Origin of the sequence: Steroidobacter sp. (assembly GCF_016790065.1) — a bacterium.
Lineage (GTDB): Bacteria > Pseudomonadota > Gammaproteobacteria > Steroidobacterales > Steroidobacteraceae > Steroidobacter.
The window spans coordinates 1-18,464 of the sequence record NZ_JAEUPY010000558.1; the positions used below are offsets into that span (position 1 = coordinate 1).

13 protein-coding genes are annotated in these 18,464 nt (G+C 61.1%); 11 read left to right on the top strand and 2 right to left on the bottom strand.

The window, feature by feature from the left end; translation table 11 throughout:
* The 6 genes from JNL55_RS22905 to JNL55_RS22930 form a co-directional block, all read left to right on the top strand.
* On the top strand, positions 1-472 hold a 472-nt coding region (locus JNL55_RS22905), incomplete at its 5' end, for a Fe2+-dependent dioxygenase (protein ID WP_293859475.1).
* A 45-nt stretch (positions 473-517) separates the two neighbouring features.
* Positions 518-1,153 (top strand): energy transducer TonB, encoded by a 636-nt coding sequence (locus tag JNL55_RS22910; RefSeq protein WP_293859478.1) that lies wholly within the window; start codon positions 518-520, stop codon positions 1,151-1,153.
* A 10-nt stretch (positions 1,154-1,163) separates the two neighbouring features.
* Positions 1,164-1,910 carry a MotA/TolQ/ExbB proton channel family protein gene (locus JNL55_RS22915; protein WP_293859481.1) on the top strand — a complete coding sequence of 249 codons (747 nt, stop codon included), beginning with the start codon at positions 1,164-1,166 and terminating at the stop codon, positions 1,908-1,910.
* A gap of 1 nt (position 1,911) precedes the next feature.
* Positions 1,912-2,340 carry an ExbD/TolR family protein gene (locus JNL55_RS22920; protein WP_293859484.1) on the top strand — a complete coding sequence of 143 codons (429 nt, stop codon included), beginning with the start codon at positions 1,912-1,914 and terminating at the stop codon, positions 2,338-2,340.
* 132 nt (positions 2,341-2,472) lie between these two features.
* Positions 2,473-4,569, top strand: coding sequence for a TonB-dependent siderophore receptor (locus tag JNL55_RS22925; protein ID WP_293859487.1), 2,097 nt, complete (start codon positions 2,473-2,475; stop codon positions 4,567-4,569).
* 110 nt (positions 4,570-4,679) lie between these two features.
* Positions 4,680-7,361, top strand: coding sequence for a CocE/NonD family hydrolase (locus JNL55_RS22930; RefSeq protein ID WP_293859489.1), 2,682 nt, complete (start codon positions 4,680-4,682; stop codon positions 7,359-7,361).
* A 19-nt stretch (positions 7,362-7,380) separates the two neighbouring features.
* On the opposite strand, the gene JNL55_RS22935 is transcribed toward JNL55_RS22930, so the two are convergent.
* Positions 7,381-8,550: a serine hydrolase domain-containing protein gene (locus JNL55_RS22935; protein ID WP_293859492.1), complete on the bottom strand. Its 1,170-nt coding sequence runs from the start codon at positions 8,548-8,550 to the stop codon at positions 7,381-7,383.
* Positions 8,551-8,628: 78 nt separating this feature from the next.
* On the opposite strand from JNL55_RS22935, the gene JNL55_RS22940 reads away from it, so the two are divergent.
* The 5 genes from JNL55_RS22940 to JNL55_RS22960 all read left to right on the top strand — a co-directional run bounded on the left by JNL55_RS22940 (position 8,629) and on the right by JNL55_RS22960 (position 15,860).
* On the top strand, positions 8,629-9,216 hold the full coding sequence (locus tag JNL55_RS22940) for an RNA polymerase sigma factor (RefSeq protein ID WP_293859495.1): 588 nt from the start codon (positions 8,629-8,631) through the stop codon (positions 9,214-9,216).
* A gap of 21 nt (positions 9,217-9,237) precedes the next feature.
* A complete protein-coding gene (locus JNL55_RS22945) occupies positions 9,238-10,248 on the top strand; it encodes a FecR family protein (RefSeq protein WP_293859498.1) in 1,011 nt (336 codons plus the stop codon).
* A gap of 102 nt (positions 10,249-10,350) precedes the next feature.
* Complete coding sequence (locus JNL55_RS22950; protein WP_293859501.1) at positions 10,351-12,852, top strand: TonB-dependent siderophore receptor; 2,502 nt, start codon at positions 10,351-10,353, stop codon at positions 12,850-12,852.
* On the top strand, positions 12,852-14,531 hold the full coding sequence (locus JNL55_RS22955) for a serine hydrolase (protein WP_293859504.1): 1,680 nt from the start codon (positions 12,852-12,854) through the stop codon (positions 14,529-14,531). The genes JNL55_RS22950 and JNL55_RS22955 overlap by 1 nt, the downstream gene beginning before the upstream one ends.
* A gap of 15 nt (positions 14,532-14,546) precedes the next feature.
* Positions 14,547-15,860 carry an erythromycin esterase family protein gene (locus tag JNL55_RS22960; RefSeq protein ID WP_293859508.1) on the top strand — a complete coding sequence of 438 codons (1,314 nt, stop codon included), beginning with the start codon at positions 14,547-14,549 and terminating at the stop codon, positions 15,858-15,860.
* On the opposite strand, the gene JNL55_RS22965 is transcribed toward JNL55_RS22960, so the two are convergent.
* Positions 15,820-18,464: efflux RND transporter permease subunit (locus tag JNL55_RS22965; protein WP_293859511.1), on the bottom strand; the 2,645-nt coding region annotated here is incomplete at its 5' end. The two genes, JNL55_RS22960 and JNL55_RS22965, sit on opposite strands and share 41 nt — an antisense overlap.

The window sequence follows — 18,464 nt, forward strand, 5'->3', positions numbered from 1 at the left end:
CTCCGCGGCGCTGCCCGGAAAGATTTACCCACCACGATTCAATCGCTATGTCGACGGTGGTACGTACGGCGCTCACGTGGATAGCGCGGTGATGCGCATTCCCGGAACCCAGATCACGATTCGCAGCGACCTGTCGGCGACGTTGTTTCTATCCGATCCCAATGACTACGAGGGCGGCGAGCTGGAGATCGAAGCTTCGTTCGGCGTGCAACAAGTGAAGCTGTCCGCGGGTGACATGGTGTTGTATCCGTCCAGCAGCCTGCATCGCGTGACACCAGTGACGAGCGGAGCGCGACTCGCGGCCTTCTTCTGGATCGAGAGCCTGGTAGCCGACGAAAGACTGCGCACTGTGCTGTTCGATCTCGATCAATCGATTCAGGGGCTCGCGGTCACAGTAGCAGCGCAGGATCCGCATCTGCTGAAGTTGACCAGCGTGTATCACAATCTGTTGCGGCACTGTGTTGTGACCTGAGCTGCACCCATGATTTCCTCAGCGTCCTATCGTTCCGCACGAGACATGAACCGAAGTCAGCACTTGCTGATGGGGATGTTCGTAGCGGCTGCGCACGTTGCCGTCCTGGCCGGTGTGCTCCTTGCTCGAGCTGCTACGCCCGAGCCCGTGGTCCAGCAGACGATGATGGTGAGCTTCATTCCCGAGCAGCGAGCGACGCCGGTGGCATCGCCGCCACCACCGGTGCCTCAGCCGCCGCCGCGCTTGCCGCCAAAGCCTGCGCCCACGCTGGTCGCAAGCACTCGGCCGACGCCGTCGCCCATGGTTACGCCGCGCCAAGAAGAAGTCGTCGAAGCGGCGCCCGTGGAACAACCCGTTGCTGCACCTCAGGTCGCGACGGCGCAGGAAACAGTGGTACCGCCGGACTATCTCGCCGACTCCTTGAACAATCCGGGGCCACAGTATCCCTATGCCTCGCGTCGCAAGCGTGAGGAGGGCACCGTGATGCTCAAAGTGTTGGTGAGCGCCTCAGGCGTTGCCGAGCAAGTGCTCATCGACGTGAGCAGCGGCTATCCCAGTCTGGATGAGGCCGCGGCAGATATCGTCAAGCGCCGGTGGCGCTTCGTGCCCGCCATTCAGAACGATCGCGCGGTCGCCGCGTGGGTCGCGATCCCCATGTTGTTCGAGTTGAAGAATCGCTAAAGAGAGAGTTATGGAGCCCATCCAAGGTATCAGCGTCAGTCATTTCATCGCCCAGGCGGATTTCGTCGCCCGCGCCATCCTGGTGCTGATGGTGCTGGCGTCGATCGCGAGTTGGTACCTGATCTGCACCAAGGCCGTGACGCTCACGCGGATGCGCCGGCGCACCGCCAGGTTTCTGAACTTTTTCTGGAACGCGCGTTCGCTCGACGTCGTGGCTACGCATCTCGAAGAGAAACATCCGGATGAGCCGTTCTCGCACCTCGCGTATCACGGCATTCTGGCCAGTCGCCATCATGAGCGTCACGGTATCAACCGGCTCAATGAGGCCGGCAGCTCCGGAGATTTCGTCACTCGAACCTTGCGCAAGACCATCGATGAAGAGACTGCAAACATGGAGTCGGGACTGACCATTCTGGCCTCAGTGGGTGCCACGGCGCCCTTCGTTGGCTTGCTCGGAACCGTTTGGGGCATTTATCACGCGCTGGCGGCGATCAGCCTGTCGGGTGCGGGCACGCTCGACAAAGTGGCGGGACCGGTGGGCGAAGCCTTGATCATGACTGCCATCGGCCTGGCGGTCGCGATTCCGGCGGTGCTGGGGTACAACTTCATCGTACGCAGCAATCGCGTCACGTTGGCGCAGTTGGATGCTTTCGCGCATGACCTGTTCACCTTCCTGGGGACGGGCGCGAAGATCGAGTCGTCGGCTCCCGCGGCGGTGCCGTCTTTGAAGCCTGCGGCAGCAGCGGCGCGAGGCTGATATGGCGTTCGGAAGTTTCGCGGCTGGCCGTAACGCTGCACCCGTGGCAGAGATCAACGTCATTCCGCTGGTGGACATCATGCTGGTGCTGCTGGTGATCTTCATCGTCACCGCGCCGTTGTTGACGCATGCCGTCAAGATCGATCTGCCGCAGGCGGCCAATGTCCCCAATGACTCCAAGGCAGCGAGCATCGAATTGGCGCTCGACGCCGAAGGACGCATGTTCTGGGACGGTGAGCCGATCGATCGCAGCCGGTTGCTGGAGCGATTTGCAAGCGCCGGGCAGCGTGAGCCAGCGCCGGAATTACATCTACGCGTCGATCGCGCCACTCGCTACGAAACGCTAGCGGAGCTGATGAGTGAAGCGGGGCGCTCGGGGCTCACCAAGGTGGGATTCGTCACCGACCCGTCGTCGCAGGCCGCACGTTAGGCCGGCCCAAGGCGTCGGTCCGAATAAATCCTGTCAAACTCGAAAGAAAGCCTGCCGATATCGTAAACCCGCCGTGCCAGTCCGGGCTATGGTCCCCGTCGATCCGAATAACGACAGTACGGGGAGAACGACATGGCACATTCGGTTTCGAACTGGCCTCTCCAGCGAGCAATGCGACAGGCAGCGCTCGGCGGGATGTTCGCACTGGGTTGGGTGGGCACGAGCAGCGCAGCAGTAGAACCTGCTGTGCCAGAGGAACTGGAAGAGGTGCTGGTCAGCGGCACCAAGATCGACACGCCCATCGTTGAGGCGCCGCAGTCGATCTCCGTACTGTCGCGCGAGGACTTGGAAGTGCGCGGCGTGCAGAGCATGACTGAGGCTCTGCGTTACGTGCCGGGCGTGGTGGTAGACAACTATGGCTATGAAGGCCGTGGCTACGAGTACGTCATCCTTCGCGGCTTCGACGCGCTGTACACCGGCAATTACCGCGACGGCTTGAATCAAGCCACCGGGCTGTATTTCTCCAGCTTCGTCACCGAGCCCTACAACATCGAGCAGGTCGAAGTCATCCGCGGCCCATCGTCCGCACTGTTCGGACAAAGCGATGCCGGCGGCATCGTCAATCGCATCAGCAAGCGGCCGAGTGCCACAGCCCGCTCGGAAGTCGAGGTGCAAGTCGGCAATCTCGATCGCCGGCAGCTCGCGGCCGACATCGGCGGTTCGTTGAATGAGTCCGGCTCGCTGTTGTACCGGTTGGTCGGCGTCGGCCTGGACGCGGATACGCAGCAGAGCTATCCGAATGGCGATCGTCCATCACGCAGCGAGCGCTTCATTGCGCCGTCGTTGCTGTGGCAGGTCTCGGACGATACGTCGATCACTTTGTTGACCGACGTGCGCACCGGCGACACACGCGGTTATGCATTTTTCGCCGAGGCTGCGGACGGTAGCTTCAGCGGAATTCTGTCCGGCGAACCCGATCACATCCGCTACGAGTATGTGCAGAGTTCAGTGGGCTATCAGCTGAAGCACAGATTCAATGACGTCTGGACCTTGCGCCAGAACTTCCGTGCCGCGCGTGTCGATATGGAAGTCGACGAGTTGTATGGCGCCGGGCTCGATCCCGATGGCCACACTCTCTATCGATATGCCGTGGCCACCGACGAGCGCCTGGATCAGCTCACCGTGGATACGCAACTGCATGCGCAGTTCGACAGCGGCACGATGTCGCACAACTTGCTGATCGGCATCGATACCGGCCGCATGGACGCCGATCTGAAGTTTTACACCGGCGCCGCGCCCAGCCTCGACTTGTGGAATCCGATCTACGGGCAACACATCGACAAGGCCACGGCGCTGCTGTTCGACGCTACTCAAGAGAATCGACAGACCGGCGTCTACCTGCAGGACCAGATCAAGTTTGGCGGCAACTGGATGCTGGCGCTCGGCTCGCGTTACGACTGGGTCAAGTCCAGCACGGTAGATCGGGGCGCCACGCCATCGCGGACTGGCTTGCAAGACGAAGCGTTGACCAATCGCGTTGGACTCAATTACCAGTTCGACAACGGCCTGGTGCCTTATGTGAGCTACACGCAATCGTTCCTGCCGCAGGGTGGCCGCGACGTCAACGGCAATCCGTTCTCGCCTTCGAACGGCACGCAGTACGAAGTCGGCGTGAAGTTCCAGCCGGCGAGCGGTCGCAGCCTGTACACCGCAGCGTTGTTCGACCTGACCAAGGACAACATCCTTACGCCGGACCTCGATAATTTCGGTTTCTATTACACGGCCGGCGAGCGTCGCTCACGCGGCTTGGAGTTGGAGGCGCGCACCGGATTGGGTGACGGCTGGACCCTTTCCACGGCCTACACTTACTTGGATGCCGAGGTGACTCGTAGCAACGACGTCGATCTGGGCAAGCGTCCCATGCAATTGCCCAAGCACACGGTCTCGCTGTGGGCCGATTACGTGTTCTCGGGTGTTCTGCAGGGATTCGGCTTGAGCGGCGGTGCGCGTTACGTCGGCAAGCGCTTCGATGATCGGGAAAACCGTTTCGAGAGTCCCTCGTATACGCTGGTCGATGCGGCTATCTACTACGACACGGCGACTTGGCGATTCGCGTTGAACTCGGCGAATCTGTTCGACAAGCAGTACTTTGCATCGGCATCGCGCACCGGTGGTTACTACCCCGGCGTGGAGCGCACCATCACAGCCAGCGTGAAGTATCGGTGGTGAGCAAGATGTCAATGACTGTTCCACGCGTCTTGTTCGCCGCCGTTGCGAGTCTAATCTGTGCGAGGGGGACTGCCGAACCAGCTACGGATGCCATCCGAGTCGAGCGCAACGTGTTCATCACGATGCAGGATCGAGCACGGCTCGCAACCGATCTTTACTTGCCGGCGTCGTCGGGAGCAGCGCGCGTACCAGTGATCCTGATACGCACGCCCTACGGTAAGGATCAGCGTTACTTCAAAGAGCACAGTCAGCCGAGCTCGACGATTCGGTTCTTCGTCGAGCATGGCTACGCAGTGGCTGTGCAGGATGTGCGGGGACGCTTCAACTCTGAAGGCGTCTACACCGTGGCGATGGGCGATGCAGAGGATGGCTATGACACGGTCGACTGGTTGAGCAAGCAGTCGTGGTCGAACGGTAACGTCGGCGCTTACGGCTGCTCGTACGAAGGTAACGAACAGATCTATCTGGCGAAGAACAAACATCCCGCGCTCAAAGCCCTGGTGCCGCAGGCGTCCGGCGGCGGCGTAGGTTCATTGGGCGGTCACTATCGTGACTTCTCCACTCGCGTCGGCGGTGTGGTGGAGTGGGTGGGCAGCGTGGGCTGGTTTGCCGATTACGGCGAGAAGGTCATGCCGCGTTTGTCGCCGGACTTGCCGCGCGATCAGTTCAACGCCACCGCTGCGTTGTGGGATGGGGTCCGCCGGACGCCTTCCATCGATTTCGCCAAGGCCTGGTATCACTTGCCGATGAAAGAAGCGCTGTCGGCGCAGGGCATGCCGAACACCGACTTTGAAGATCATGTCAGTCGTCCGCCGAGCGATCCCTACTGGCAGGCGTTGCCCCACATGACCGACAGCTATACGTCGGACGTGCCGGCGCTGTTCGTGAATTCCTGGTACGACTTCGGCACCGACATGACGTTGGTGGAGTTCAATCACTTTCGTCAACATTCGGTGTCGCAACTGGCGCGCGACAATCAATACGTCATCCTCAGTCCGCACAATCATTGCGCATCCGCACGAGACGCGAAGGAGCAGGCGACGGTTGGCGATCGCCCAGTCGGCGACACGCGCTTTGCGTATCGCGATATTTTCCTGACCTGGTTCGATGCGTGGTTGAAGGGCGATGCCAAGGCCCGAGCCGCCATCAAACAATGGCCGCGCATTCGTTATTACTCGATGGGCACCAATCGCTGGCAAACTGCTTCGGCGTGGCCACCGAGCAACGCTGTCGAGAAGAATCTGTTCTTGAGCAGCGATGGCAATGCCAACAGCTCGCGTGGCGACGGCCGCTTGCTGGCAACACCGGCACCGGCGTCAAGCGCGGCCAATGACCGCTTCACTTACGATCCTGCCGACCCGGTGCCGTCGCGCGGCGGCCCACTGTGCTGCACGGGTACCGCCGAACCGGTAGCGGGTGCGCTCGATCAGCGTCCGGTGGAAATTCGTGCCGACGTGCTCGTGTACACCACGCCGATATTGACGCGTCCATTGCAGGTGACGGGCGATGTACGCGTCGTTCTGCACGTGTCTTCGGACGTTGTCGACACGGACTTCACGGCCAAGCTGGTCGACGTTTACCCCGACGGTCGAGCTTTCAACATTCTCGAAGGCATCCTGCGCACGCGCTATCGGACTGGCATGGAACGGGAAGTCTGGATGAAGTCGCGTGAGACCTATGAGCTCAACATTCCGTTGGGGCCGACCAGCAATGTGTTTCTGCCCGGACATGCCATTCGTCTGGAAATCTCCAGCAGTAACTTTCCGCGCTTCGAGCGCAATCTCAACCTGGGAGGTAATAATTCCGAGCAGGTGAGCTGGGTGGTTGCGCATAACCAGGTCCATCACACGCCCGACTTGCGCTCGCGCTTGATCCTGCCAGTGATCGAGGATTCGCGCGGTGCCGACTCATCTGTGCATAGTAAGGCAGTAGGAAGTAAGCCGTCGGCAGCGCCTAAATCGGGCGACGTATTTCAGGAGTGCGCGGACTGTCCGCAGATGGTGGTCATTCCGGCGGGATCCTTTGCCATGGGTGATCGTGGCGGCAATGGTAAGAAGAATGAACTGCCGGTCCACAATGTGTCGATTGAGCGCGTGGCTGTCGGCCGCTTCGAAGTGACACGTGCGCAGTACGCGGCGTACGTGCAGGACACCGGCGCGCCCACGTTAGGCGACTGTTGGACCCATCGCGAGTTGGGAGGCACATCCGCTCGCGATCGGCAGGGCAGTTGGCAGTCGCCGAGTTTCGAGCAGACCGACCGCGATCCTGTGGTCTGCGTCGGGTGGCACGAAGCTCAGGCGTATGCCGCATGGCTGTCGCGCAAGACCGGCGCCAGTTACCGACTACTGAGCGAGGCGGAGTGGGAATATGCAGCGCGTGCCGGCTCGGCGACGTCTTATGCTTGGGGCGAGGACGCCGGGAGTATCTGTCGTCATGCCAATGCTGCCGATGCAGCGGTACGGCGGACCTATCCTGAATGGAGCACCGTCGAGTGCGACGATCAGCATATCTTTAGTGCTCCAGCCGGATCGTTCTTGGGTAATCGTTGGAACATCTTCGATATGTCCGGCAACGCCTGGGAGTGGATCCAAGACTGTTACGAGGATAGTTACGTGAGCGCCGCCAGCGATGGCCGGCCGCACGATGTAGCGGGGTGCACGCGTCGGGTGATTCGTGGCGGCTCCTTCACCTACGCAGCACCGGAGCAGCGGAGTGCGAGTCGCGCCTGGGTGCGAGACACGATTTTGATCGACGACGTCGGCTTCCGGGTGGCTCGCGTGCTGACCCAGTAGCCGTCCACCGATGCGGCGATCAAGCGTGAATCGCAATCGCCTGGCGAGCGAAACGTAAGGCGAGGGTCGTAAACGGCGAACGCAAGGCGATCGATCCCGCATTGGGGACACCGTCGCCTGCGTGCATCGAGCCGACGTTGGTGCACACGGCGAATACCGCTTCGCTGTGCGTGTCCCAAAACATGCAGCTGCTGAAGCCGAGCACATTGCCGGTGTGGCCGATGAGTGGACCGGCGACGTGCGGATAGCGGAACACGCCGCATCCCACGTCGCTGCCTTCGCCGGTGGGTGTCCATTGCGTCAGCTTCAGCATGCCGGCTTCGGACAGTATTCGGCCGGCGCGCAGGGCGAGTCCGAACGTCGTCAAGTCCGCTGGTGTGGAGATCAAGCCGCCCGCCGTCCATTCCACTGAAAGGTTGGATGCGCTCACGTCGATGAAGCGCTCGCCGACCCGATGGAACTGTTCATGAAGTCCCGCCGCCTGGATGAATTCCGGAGTCGCGTGGTGATAGCGACGTGGGACGCGACTCTCATCACCGCGCTCGAAGCCTTCCATATAAGAGCCGCTCATGGCCAACGGATCGAGCAGGCGGAGGCGGATCTGGGCCTCGGCAGTCGCGCCGGTGAGTTTTTCGATCACCAAGCCGAGCAGCGTATGGTTGGTGTTCGAGTAGCTGTGCCGTACACCCGGCTCGAACAAAGCTGCATGCCCGCGAATGTAATCGAGCGTGTCGGTCTTACCCCAACGGCGTGTGGTATCGAGATCCATGCCGCGGCCTTCGCGGATCCATCGCGGATCGTCTTCCCAGCTGGGAATGCCGCTGGTGTGACGAAGCAGTTGTTCAATCGTGGCCAGGCCGACATTCGCGATGCCATCAGTCACGCCAGGGCCAAGCACGTCCAACACCGAACGCTGCAACAGCCCGCGCTCTTGCTGTGCCAACTGTAGAACGACGCTCGCCACCAGCACCTTGGTGATGCTGCCGGCGCCGAAGACGTGGCGGTGCTGCAACTCATGTTGTCGATGGATGTCGGCCCAGCCCGCCGTCGAACTCCACAACAAGCCTCGATGCGTGGCGATGGCAGCCGCAATCCCGGGCATTCCGTCGCGGACTGCTTGCTCCAGCGCGGCCTGTAACTGATCCGCAGTGACTTCGCTGGCAGGTGAGTCGGTGCTGTTGGTGCTCATGGGCGAAGCATACCTGCTGAAATCGGTCGCGGGCGCTTGTTGAATTTATCATCACCGCCATGATATAAAAAACGGCGCATGAGTACCGCGACCGTCGAGAAGCTGTCTAACGAGGTGGACCGGCAGATGTGGTTCACCCGCGAGGTGCTGCCGCATGACAGTGCGCTGCGTCGGTTCCTGGGGCGGCTCCTGGAGCACGCCTCGGATGTGGCGGACGCTCATCAGGAAACCTACGCGCGCCTGCTGACGCTTTCGGACAAAGAGCGCACCAGCATTCGTTCGACGCGAGCCTTCCTCTTCAAGGTCGCGCGCAACATTGCGCTCGACCGGTTGCGAAAGCCCAAGCTGGTCTCGCTCGAGGTCATTGCCGATATCGAAGAGCCGGGGGCCATCGATGGACGGCCGAGCGCGTACGATGAGATCTATGCGCGACAGGAAGTTGCATTGCTGTCGCACGCGCTCGACAGTTTGCCGGAGCGCTGTCGCGAGGTTCTGACCTTACGCAAAGTCTTTGGGCTGTCGCAACGGGAGATCGCTGAGCGCCTGCAGATCAGCGAGAACACCGTGGAAACTCACATCGCGACCGGCATGCGATTGTGTGCGGCGAAAATCGTGGCGCTGACGGAACAGTCGGCAACTCCCAAGCCAGGCCAACGCAAGCCCTGAGCCGCTCGCGAGGACCCCAGCATGTCGACCAGCGAGATCGAGCAACAAGCGAGCATATGGCTGGCACGCTTGGATGCGGCACAGCCCAGTCCCGAGTTGATCGAGGCCATTCGTGCGTGGCGAGCGGCTGATCCGCGTCATGACGCAGAGTTCTCGCGACTGCAAGCGGTGTGGGGACGGCTCGATGGGCTCGAGTCGCTGCGCCTTTCGGCTGCCACTCAGCAGACTCATTCCGCGGTCGCTCCACTCCAGACGTCGCAGGAGCGTGCCGCCGTCAGTGCGTCAAAGCGAGACTGGTCGGGACGCGCTATCGCGTTGGCCGCCAGTGTCGTGCTCGCCATCGGAGTGATCATGCTCGCTCCGTGGAGCGACCGAGCCGAGCGTCATGTAACAGGAATCGGCGCGTTCGAAAGGGTGGTCCTGGCGGACGGCTCTATCGTAGAACTCAATACCAACAGCGAGATTCGAGTCGCGCTTGGCGACGAGCTGCGGTCAGTGGAGTTGGTGCGAGGCGAAGCGCATTTCACGGTCGCGCCGGATTCGGCACGTCCGTTCGTGGTCAGCGCTGGTGGAGCGGCGGTGCGTGCGGTGGGCACGCAGTTCAATGTGCACAGGCTGGGTGACCAGGATCTCGAAGTGCTGGTGACGGAGGGCAAGGTTACCCTGACGCCGACCGGTGCGACCGCGGAGACGCCGCTGATTACGGCGGGTGAAGGAGGTTCGATCGTCCACGGCGGCGAGGTGGCGGTACGACGGGTCGCGGCCGCGGAGATCAAACGAGAGCTGGCGTGGAAGGACGGCATGCTGGTGTTCGCCGGCGAGCCGCTGCAGGAAGCGATCCTCGAGATGAATCGATACAACGTGCGCCAGCTCGAGATCGACGATCCGGACGTGGCATCCCTGAAAATCGGTGGCTACTTCAACGCCCGCAACCTGGATGGCTTCATCGCTGTGTTGAACAGCAACTTTGGCATCGACGCCGTCGTGGCCGGCGACCGCATCCAACTGCGTCGGTCAGTGCGAGCAAAATAATTTTGCTGAGCGCCTCACGGAAGGCGCCAGGTCGCACGTCTAACTCGTGACACAAGAAATGGGCGCAACGCGCCCGTCATCATCAAGTCACGGGGAAGCGCAATGCAGTTGTCTATTCGTCAGGCCATGCGGGTGTTGTTGGGTAGCGCGGGGTTGGCAGCCACGGTTGCCGGCATCGCCCCTGCAGTCGCCCTGGCTGAACCCATCGGCTTCGATATTCCTGCGCAAGACGCCGCGGCAGCACTCACTGAGTTCGCCCGACAATCGAAGCGGCAGATCCTGTTTGCATTCGAGCGGGTCAGCGGCCTGCAAAGCAACGAATTGACCGGGCAACACGAACCGGCAGAAGCCATTCAGGTATTGCTTCGTGGCACGGGTCTCACCGTGCAGGTAGGGGACGGCGGCATTCTTGTCGTCGATGTAGCGCAGGCGGGCGCGGGGCGCGTCAGCGGCGATGATAATTCCGGTGCGATGCCGATCGCGCATGCCGCGCCGTTGCGAATGTCTCAGGCTGGCGAAGCGCGCGAGGAGGCTGCCAGTCCGTCGCAAGACATCAAGCCCGCCGCCGACGAAACGCTACAAGAGATCGTCGTCACCGGCTTGCGACAACGCACTGTGGCCACCAAGCTCAATGTCGAAGTGCGTGATCTGCCTCAGGCCATCACTCTCATTCCCCGCGCAGTGATCGATGAATTGCTCATCACTCGCATCGAGGATGTGAGTTATACGACCGTGGGTGTACAGCCGGTGTCGCCATACACAGGTGGCGTCAGTCTGGGATTCTTCATCCGCGGCTTTCGTGGCAGCGCCATCCTGGTCGACGGCTACAACGCCGGCGTGATCAGCGGCAGCAGTTCCAGCGTGATCGATTTCTCCACCGTCGATCGCGTCGAAGTATTACGCGGGCCGGCGTCGGTGCTCTATGGCCAGGGCAATCCTGGCGGTATCGTGAATGTCACGACCAAGCGGCCTCTGGATCGATTCGGTCTGGGCGCAGAGCTGAATGTCGGCGACGGTCGTGATGGCACACTTCGCGGCACTTTCGATGTGACCGGCCCGCTCGTCAGCGATCGTCTGCTGGTGCGCTTGAATGCAGCCGTCGAGGATTCCGACAGCTTCCGGGATTTCGTGACCAACAAACGTCGCTTGGTGGCGCCGTCGTTGGAGCTGCGGGCTACGGACGACATCACCGTCAACCTCGACTATGTCCATGATCGTTTCAGCTACACCATCGATCGCTTCGCCGGCACGACGCGGGAATTGATCGAAAATCTACCAGTAACTCGCAATCTCTCGGAGCCGTGGCTGCCGAACACCGAGATGGAGATTCAAAAGTTTCGTGCGCAGGTGGAGTGGCGCTTCGCTCCGGACTGGGCCTTGCGAGCCAGCGGCTTCACATACAAGCATGAGGCCGACAACGCTCCGGAGATCGGCATTCTCGGACTGACCTCGCCGGGTGCCACCACGGTCAACCGTTACTACACGAATTATCCAGGCGCGGATCGCAATCAGCGCCGCGACGAAACGCTGTCGGCACAGCTCAGTGGGCACTTCGCCAGCGGGCCATTGCTGCACGATCTGTTGGTGAGTTACGACTCGGTCGACGCATTCTTCAACTACTACGCAATGGATGGCGACATTGGACCCATCGACTATCGCAATCCGGTGTACAGCGCCGGGCCGTTGCTGCCTGCGGAGGATTTCAGTTTCCAAGGCGCATCCTCGTCCGACTACCAGGCGGTTTATGGCCAAGACCTGATCTCGCTCGGCGAGCATTGGAAGTTGCTGGTCGGCATGCGCCGCGACAGCATCACGACACGCTCGTACTTGGACGCGGACCGCACCCTTGCTGGCAGAACCCAACACGATCGCAAGACCACGCCACGCGCCGGGTTGATCTGGCGTCCGGTATCGGCCACCACGCTGTACTTGAGCTGGGGCAAGTCGTTCCTGCCCAACGCCGGCCGCGGCGATCGTTTCGGCAATCAGTTCGAACCGGAAGTGGGCGAGGCATTCGAGGCCGGCGTGAAGCAGGAGATTCTCGACGGTCGCATGGCGCTGACTGCGGCGGCGTTCGAAATCACCAAGTCCAACGTGCTCACCATCGATCCCAGCGACATCCGGTTCTCCGTGAATTCCGGCGAAGCGCGCAGCCGCGGTTTCGAGTTGGAGATGGACGGAACGTTGCGTCCGGGCTGGCGCCTGCGCGCGGGCGTAGCGTACGTGGATGCTGAAGTCACCAAGTCGCTCAACGTGGCCAACGGTCGTGTCGGCGACGGCTTGGCCGGCGTCTCGCCGTGGACCGCGAATCTCAATACCAGTTACGAACTTTCTGGTGCATTGAGCGCAGTGAGCATCGGCGGTAACGCGTCATATGCAAGCTCGCGACCGGCGCGCGTGCCCAATCCGAATTGGTCGCTCGACTCGCATCTGAAACTCGATGCGTTCGTGGCCTACGATTTCGGCGCGGCTCGGGCGCAGCTAAATTTCGAGAACATTCTGGATGAGCGTATCTTGCTCGCCAACGGCCTGGGGCTGGTGTCGTTCGACAATTCGCGTCGTGTGTTGTTGACGCTGCGTTACCGCTTTGCCGGATTGGAATGATGCCGACTCGAGTTTGGATCGGCTTGGTCTGTGGAGTGCTCACAGCGGCGTCCGTCGGTGCCAGCAACTCAACGGCGGATCGTGATGTTGAGATGCGTGCGCGACAGGCGCTCTCGAAGTTCGATCGGGCCGACGCGCCTGGTTGTGCGACGGGTGCTTATCGAGACGGGCGACCGATCTTCAAGCACGCTTTCGGGCTTGCCAACCTGGAAGGCGGATCGCGCATCGATGCACGATCCGCCTTCGGAGTCGCCTCGGTGTCGAAGCAGTTCACGGCTGCCGCGGTGGCGATTGCTGAGCAGGAAGGATTTCTATCGCTGCAGGACGATGTGCGGAAGTATCTGCCGGAGTTGCCGGACTACGGTTCCAAAATCACGCTGCTGCATCTGATTCATCACACCAGCGGCTTGCGGGACGATTGGACGTTGATGCGCGTCGCCGGCCACGATCCTGGCGAGCGCATCGACATTCTTCGCATGCTGGCACGCCAGCGCGCATTGAACTTCGAGCCTGGCACGCGCTTCCTGTACAGCAATGCAGGCTATGTGTTGCTGGCGGAGGTTGTGGAGCGAGCGACTCGCCAGAGCTTGAGGGAATACGCACGCAAGAAGATCTTCGCGCCGCTGGGCATGCGTAACAGCTACTACCGTGATCGCCCCGGCCAAGATCCGCGGCTGGTGACTGCCTACGTTGCAGGCGAGGGCGGCTGGCGCGAAAAGGATATGCCTGAGACTGCGGCTCGTATCGGAACACAAGGTGTCGTCACCACGCTCGATGATTACGCGGCCTGGGCGACGAATCTATTTGCCGATCGCAGTCGACTGGCGGGTGGCGTCGCGCTGACGCGTCGACTGCGCGAGACCGGGACACTCACTGATGGCAGCCGGGTGCCATACGCTTTCGGTTTGCGACCGCATGCCTACCGAGGCGTGCAGACGTGGAGTCATGCAGGATCGGGCTGGGGCTTCAAGGCCGAGGTCATGATCTTCCCTGAACTCGCGCTTACGGTGGCAGCGTTCTGTAACAACGGTAGCTATGCCGCACCAGTGGCGCTGGCGGTAGCCGATGCGGTTCTGCCGGCGCCGGTTCCAAGCCTGGTCAATAGTGCGCCAGCATCGATTTCCGATGCCGACCTCAATCGCTTGGTGGGGACTTACCGCGAGCAGACTCTCGGCCTGCCGATGTTTGTGGCTGTCGAAGCCGGCGCGCTACGTGTCAGCGGTGATGCGGTGGAGCGGCGATTTGAACCGATGTCGGGTGCCTCGTTCCGTGCCGAAGGTAACATCGAGATCGAGTTCGAACCGACGCAACAGTCGCCCGCAGTTCGCTTTTATCAGCGCGGCCGAGATCTCTATGGCAGCGGCATATTCGATCGCATCGAAATCGCACAGCCCACGCCTCAGCAATTGTCTACTTACGCAGGGCGTTACTTCAGCGATGAGTTGAACTCGACTTACGTCGTCGAAGTCCGTGATGGCGCACTGACTGCGCACGTGCCGGGTGCTGACCAGGAACTGGCAACGGTTTACGTTTTCAGGCCCACCATCGTCGATGAGTTTGCGGACACTGAACAGGCCGTGATTCTGCGCTTCGAACGCAGTGCTGGCGGTGAGGTGCGAAAATTCGTGCTCAACGCGCAGTTCGGTCGAGTGCAAGGCGTGACGTTCGAGCGCAGGTGAGTTGGCGGGCTAAGTATGCGTGGCTATGTCTTATTGATGTTGCTGTGGGCTTGCACGGCGCCCTGTTTAGCTGATGACGCCGCAGTCGCTGCCTGGGTTCGAACGCAGGCCGTGCCGTTCGAGTCGCTGGACAGCAACGAGTACTTCAGCTCGCTCAGAGATGTCGTAGGCGACGCGAGCGTGGTCAGCTTTGGTGAAGCGAACCACAACGCGCATGAGTTCTTGATCCTGCGTAACCGTGTGTTCCGATACTTGGTTGAAGAACTGGGTTATACCGCGTTTGCCGCCGAGACCGACTTTGTTCGCGCGATAGAGGTCGATAGATACGTCAACGCTGAGATCGGTCGAGCGGAGGAGCACGCCAATGCGGTGCTGTCGTGGTCCTATGCTTCATTCGCTGAGAATCGCGAGTTGATCGACTGGCTGCGCGAGTACAACGACCGTCCGAGCACGAAACGAAAAGTACGCTTCTACGGTCTCGAAGCTGCTGGCAACCTTGATCAGGATGCGCGGCATACGTTGACGTACGCGCTCGAGTACGTTCGCAAGGTGGATAGCGTTGCCGCCGATGGCTTGGGTCGTCGAGTGAATGCTTGGAAACACGGCTTCGCACAACCTGAATACCAGAAACTGTCAGCCAGGCTACGCAACGACATGGTTGCGGATATTGGCGATCTGGTGACTGCGTTCGAGCAATGGCACGTTCACTGGATCCAGCGTTCGTCGCCATTGGAGTATCACCGTGCCTACCGAGCTGCGATTGCGGCAAGGCAAGTGGCTGCGAGCCTGCGCATCGGTGGCGGAGGGCGCGACATCGCCTCGTTCGATAATCTACGTTGGGCGCTGGAGCGCGAGGGGCCGGCAGGGCGAATTTTCGTCTTCATGCACAACATGCATGTCACGCGCTGGCGCAAGTTCGCTCCGCCGGACCACCCGTTGCACAGCTCGCTCGGTGAACATGCCGATGAGTTGTTGGGGAAGCGGATGGTCGTCATCGGCACTTCACACTTTGCCGGCGTCACCAGAAACTGGCTGGACCTCGAAGGGTTCGACAACTGCGAGCGTCGTTTGGAGCCGGCGCGCGCTGATAGTTTCGATGCAGAGCTGGCTAGGGCCGAAATGCCACGCTTCTTTCTGAAGCTGGGCGATGCTCCCGCACCGGTAGCGCAATGGCTCGACCAGGAACGACCGGTGAGAAATGTAAACATCCGGCCCGGCTACAGTCCGCTTAGGCCGGTGCGGTCTTTCGACGCTGTCTTTTTCGTCCGCGATATCCAGCCGCTGCGTTTCATTGGTGGGCGATTGGGTGCTTGCGAGCCGACACGGTAACCGCGAACAACACCGGCATCACCACTAGCACCAGCGGCACCGCTGCAATCAGACCGGCGATGATTGCGGCTGCCAGGGGTTGTTGCATGGCTGTACCTGCCCCAAGCGCCAGCGCCAGGGGCAGCAGCGTCAAGATCGCCGCCAGCGCCGACATGACGATGGGGCGCGCTCGATTGTGACCGGTCAGCAGCAGTCTCTGCGGTATCGGCAGGTCCTCCGGCAACGATTGGTACTCACAGAAGTAAAAGATCGCAATCTCGGTGACCAACCCGACGATCATGGTCAGTCCCATCATCGCCGAGATGTTTAGCTCGATGCCGGTCGCCCACAGCCCGAGAAACACCGCCGGCAGCGACAGCAATGGCATGGCCAGAATCACTGCCGCCGTCAGGAAGCTCTCGAACACGAACACCAGCAGCAGATACACCAGCGCGATGGCGGCGAGCAGCACGATCATCAGCCCGCGAAATGCAATTTGCTGTTGCTGATAGAGACCACCCAAGCGGTAATACATGCCGGGCGGCAGCAAGCCCGGCTGCTTCAATGTCTGTTGCAGGTCGGCGATGGTCGAGCCGAGGTCACGACCGCTGATGCGCGCAGTGACTGCATTCATGCGTTTGAGGTTCTCACGAGCAATCTGCGGCTGGCCGCTGACGGTTTGCAGCGAGGCGACGCGATCCAGCGTGACGATGCTTCCATCGGGCGCGGACAGTGGCAGCTTGGCGAGTTGCTGTTCTCTGCTGCGATCCTCGGCGGGTAGCCAGACACGGACGCCAACCATCTTCGGTCCGGTCGGAATCTGGGTGGCCACCGAGCCGGCGAGGGCATCGCTGAGTGCTTTCGTCACCGAGTCTGCGTCCAGCCCGAGGAATGCAGCTGCGGCACGGTCGACATTCACTTCGATGGCATCGCCGGCGGGATTGATACCGTTGTTGATATCGACGACGCCGTCGATCTTCGCGATGGCCGCTGCCACGGACTTTGCCGTGTGGGTGAGGGCGGTCGCGTCGTCGGAGTACAGCTTGATCTCGATGGGTTGCGGTACCGACGTCAGGTCGCCGATCAAATCCTCCATCAATTGCAGCAGCTCGATCTCCAGCCCGGGCACGGTTGCGGTCAGCTGAGTACGGATGTGGTCCATCACGTCCTCGATTGGCTCGCGGCCCGAGGCTTTGAGCCGAACGAAGTAGTCACCCTCGAACGCTTCGGTGATGCCGCCACCCAATTGAATGCCGGCGCGGCGGGAGTAGGTATCCACGTTCGGATCGTTGCGCAGAATCTGCTCCACCTGAGCGAGTAAGCGCTGGCTCTCAGTGAGCGACGTGCCCGGCGGTGAGCGGAAGTCGAGCACGAAGCCACCTTCGTCCACTGCGGGCATGAAGCCCGAGCCGGTGCTGGTGTAGGCGAGTCCGCCTAGGATCAACAATGGCAGCACGCCGAGCAGCACCAATTTCGGGCGGGCCAGCGCCGCCGATAGAATCTTGTCGTAACGAGCGCCCAAGCCGCCGTTGTGGCGTTGCTGTACGGCGCTGCCTTTCAGCAATTTCTCCGAGATCAGCGGCACGATGAACATGCTGGCGGCGAAGGACACGCACAGGCCGATCACCATCGTCAATGACAAGGCTTTGAAGAAGGCGCCGGTGATGCCGCTCAGGAAGGCGAGCGGGGCGAAGATCACCAGGGTTGCCGCGCTAGATGACATTAACGGACGTGCGAATTCGCGCGTCGCTGCATCGATACGCGTGCGTAGCTCGGCGCTGCCGGATTCTTCGATGCGGCGGAACAGGTGCTCCAGCATTACGATGATGTCGTCGATGATCAGGCCGACGGCGGCGGCGATGCCGCCCAAGGTCATGATGTTGAACGTCATGCCACACAAACTCATGAACAGCACGGAGATCGCGATCACGCACGGCACGATCACCAATGTCACCAGCATGATGCGCGCGTTGCGCAGGAACAAAAACAACACCGCGCCGGCCAGAATCACGCCGATCACGATTGCATCTCGAACGCTGCCAGCGGAGCTGTGAATCAGGTCCGACTGATCGTACCAGTTGGCAATCGACACGCCCGGAGGCAGCTGGGAGTGATAGTCGTCGAGCAGTTGTTTGATCGAGTCGGCGATCTGCACGGTGTTACCGTCGGGCTGTTGATAGATGTTCAGCAGCACGGCTTCATGACCGTCGGCGTTGACACTGGTCCAGTTCGGTTCCGTCGAGCGTGACACCGTTCCCACATCGCGCACGCGCACCACCGCATTGCCGACCGACTTGATGGCAACGTCTGCGATGCTCTGCTCGTCCTGCAACTGCGTGTTACCGATGACCAGAAACAGTTTGTAGTGGTCCTCCAGCCGACCGACTGCGCTGATCACATTGGCGGCACTCACGGCCTTCACCACGTCTTGCAAGGGAATCCCGAAGTGATGCAGCTTCAGCGGATCGACATCGACATGGAATTCTTCCTGCGCGCCGCCGATCACACTGACATTGGCGACGCCAGCAACCGCCGACAGCATGGGGCGCAACTGAAAGTTGGCGAAGTCAGTGAGCTTGGAGAGCGAGTGGCTGTCGGAAGTGATGCTGTAAGCGAGCATGGGAA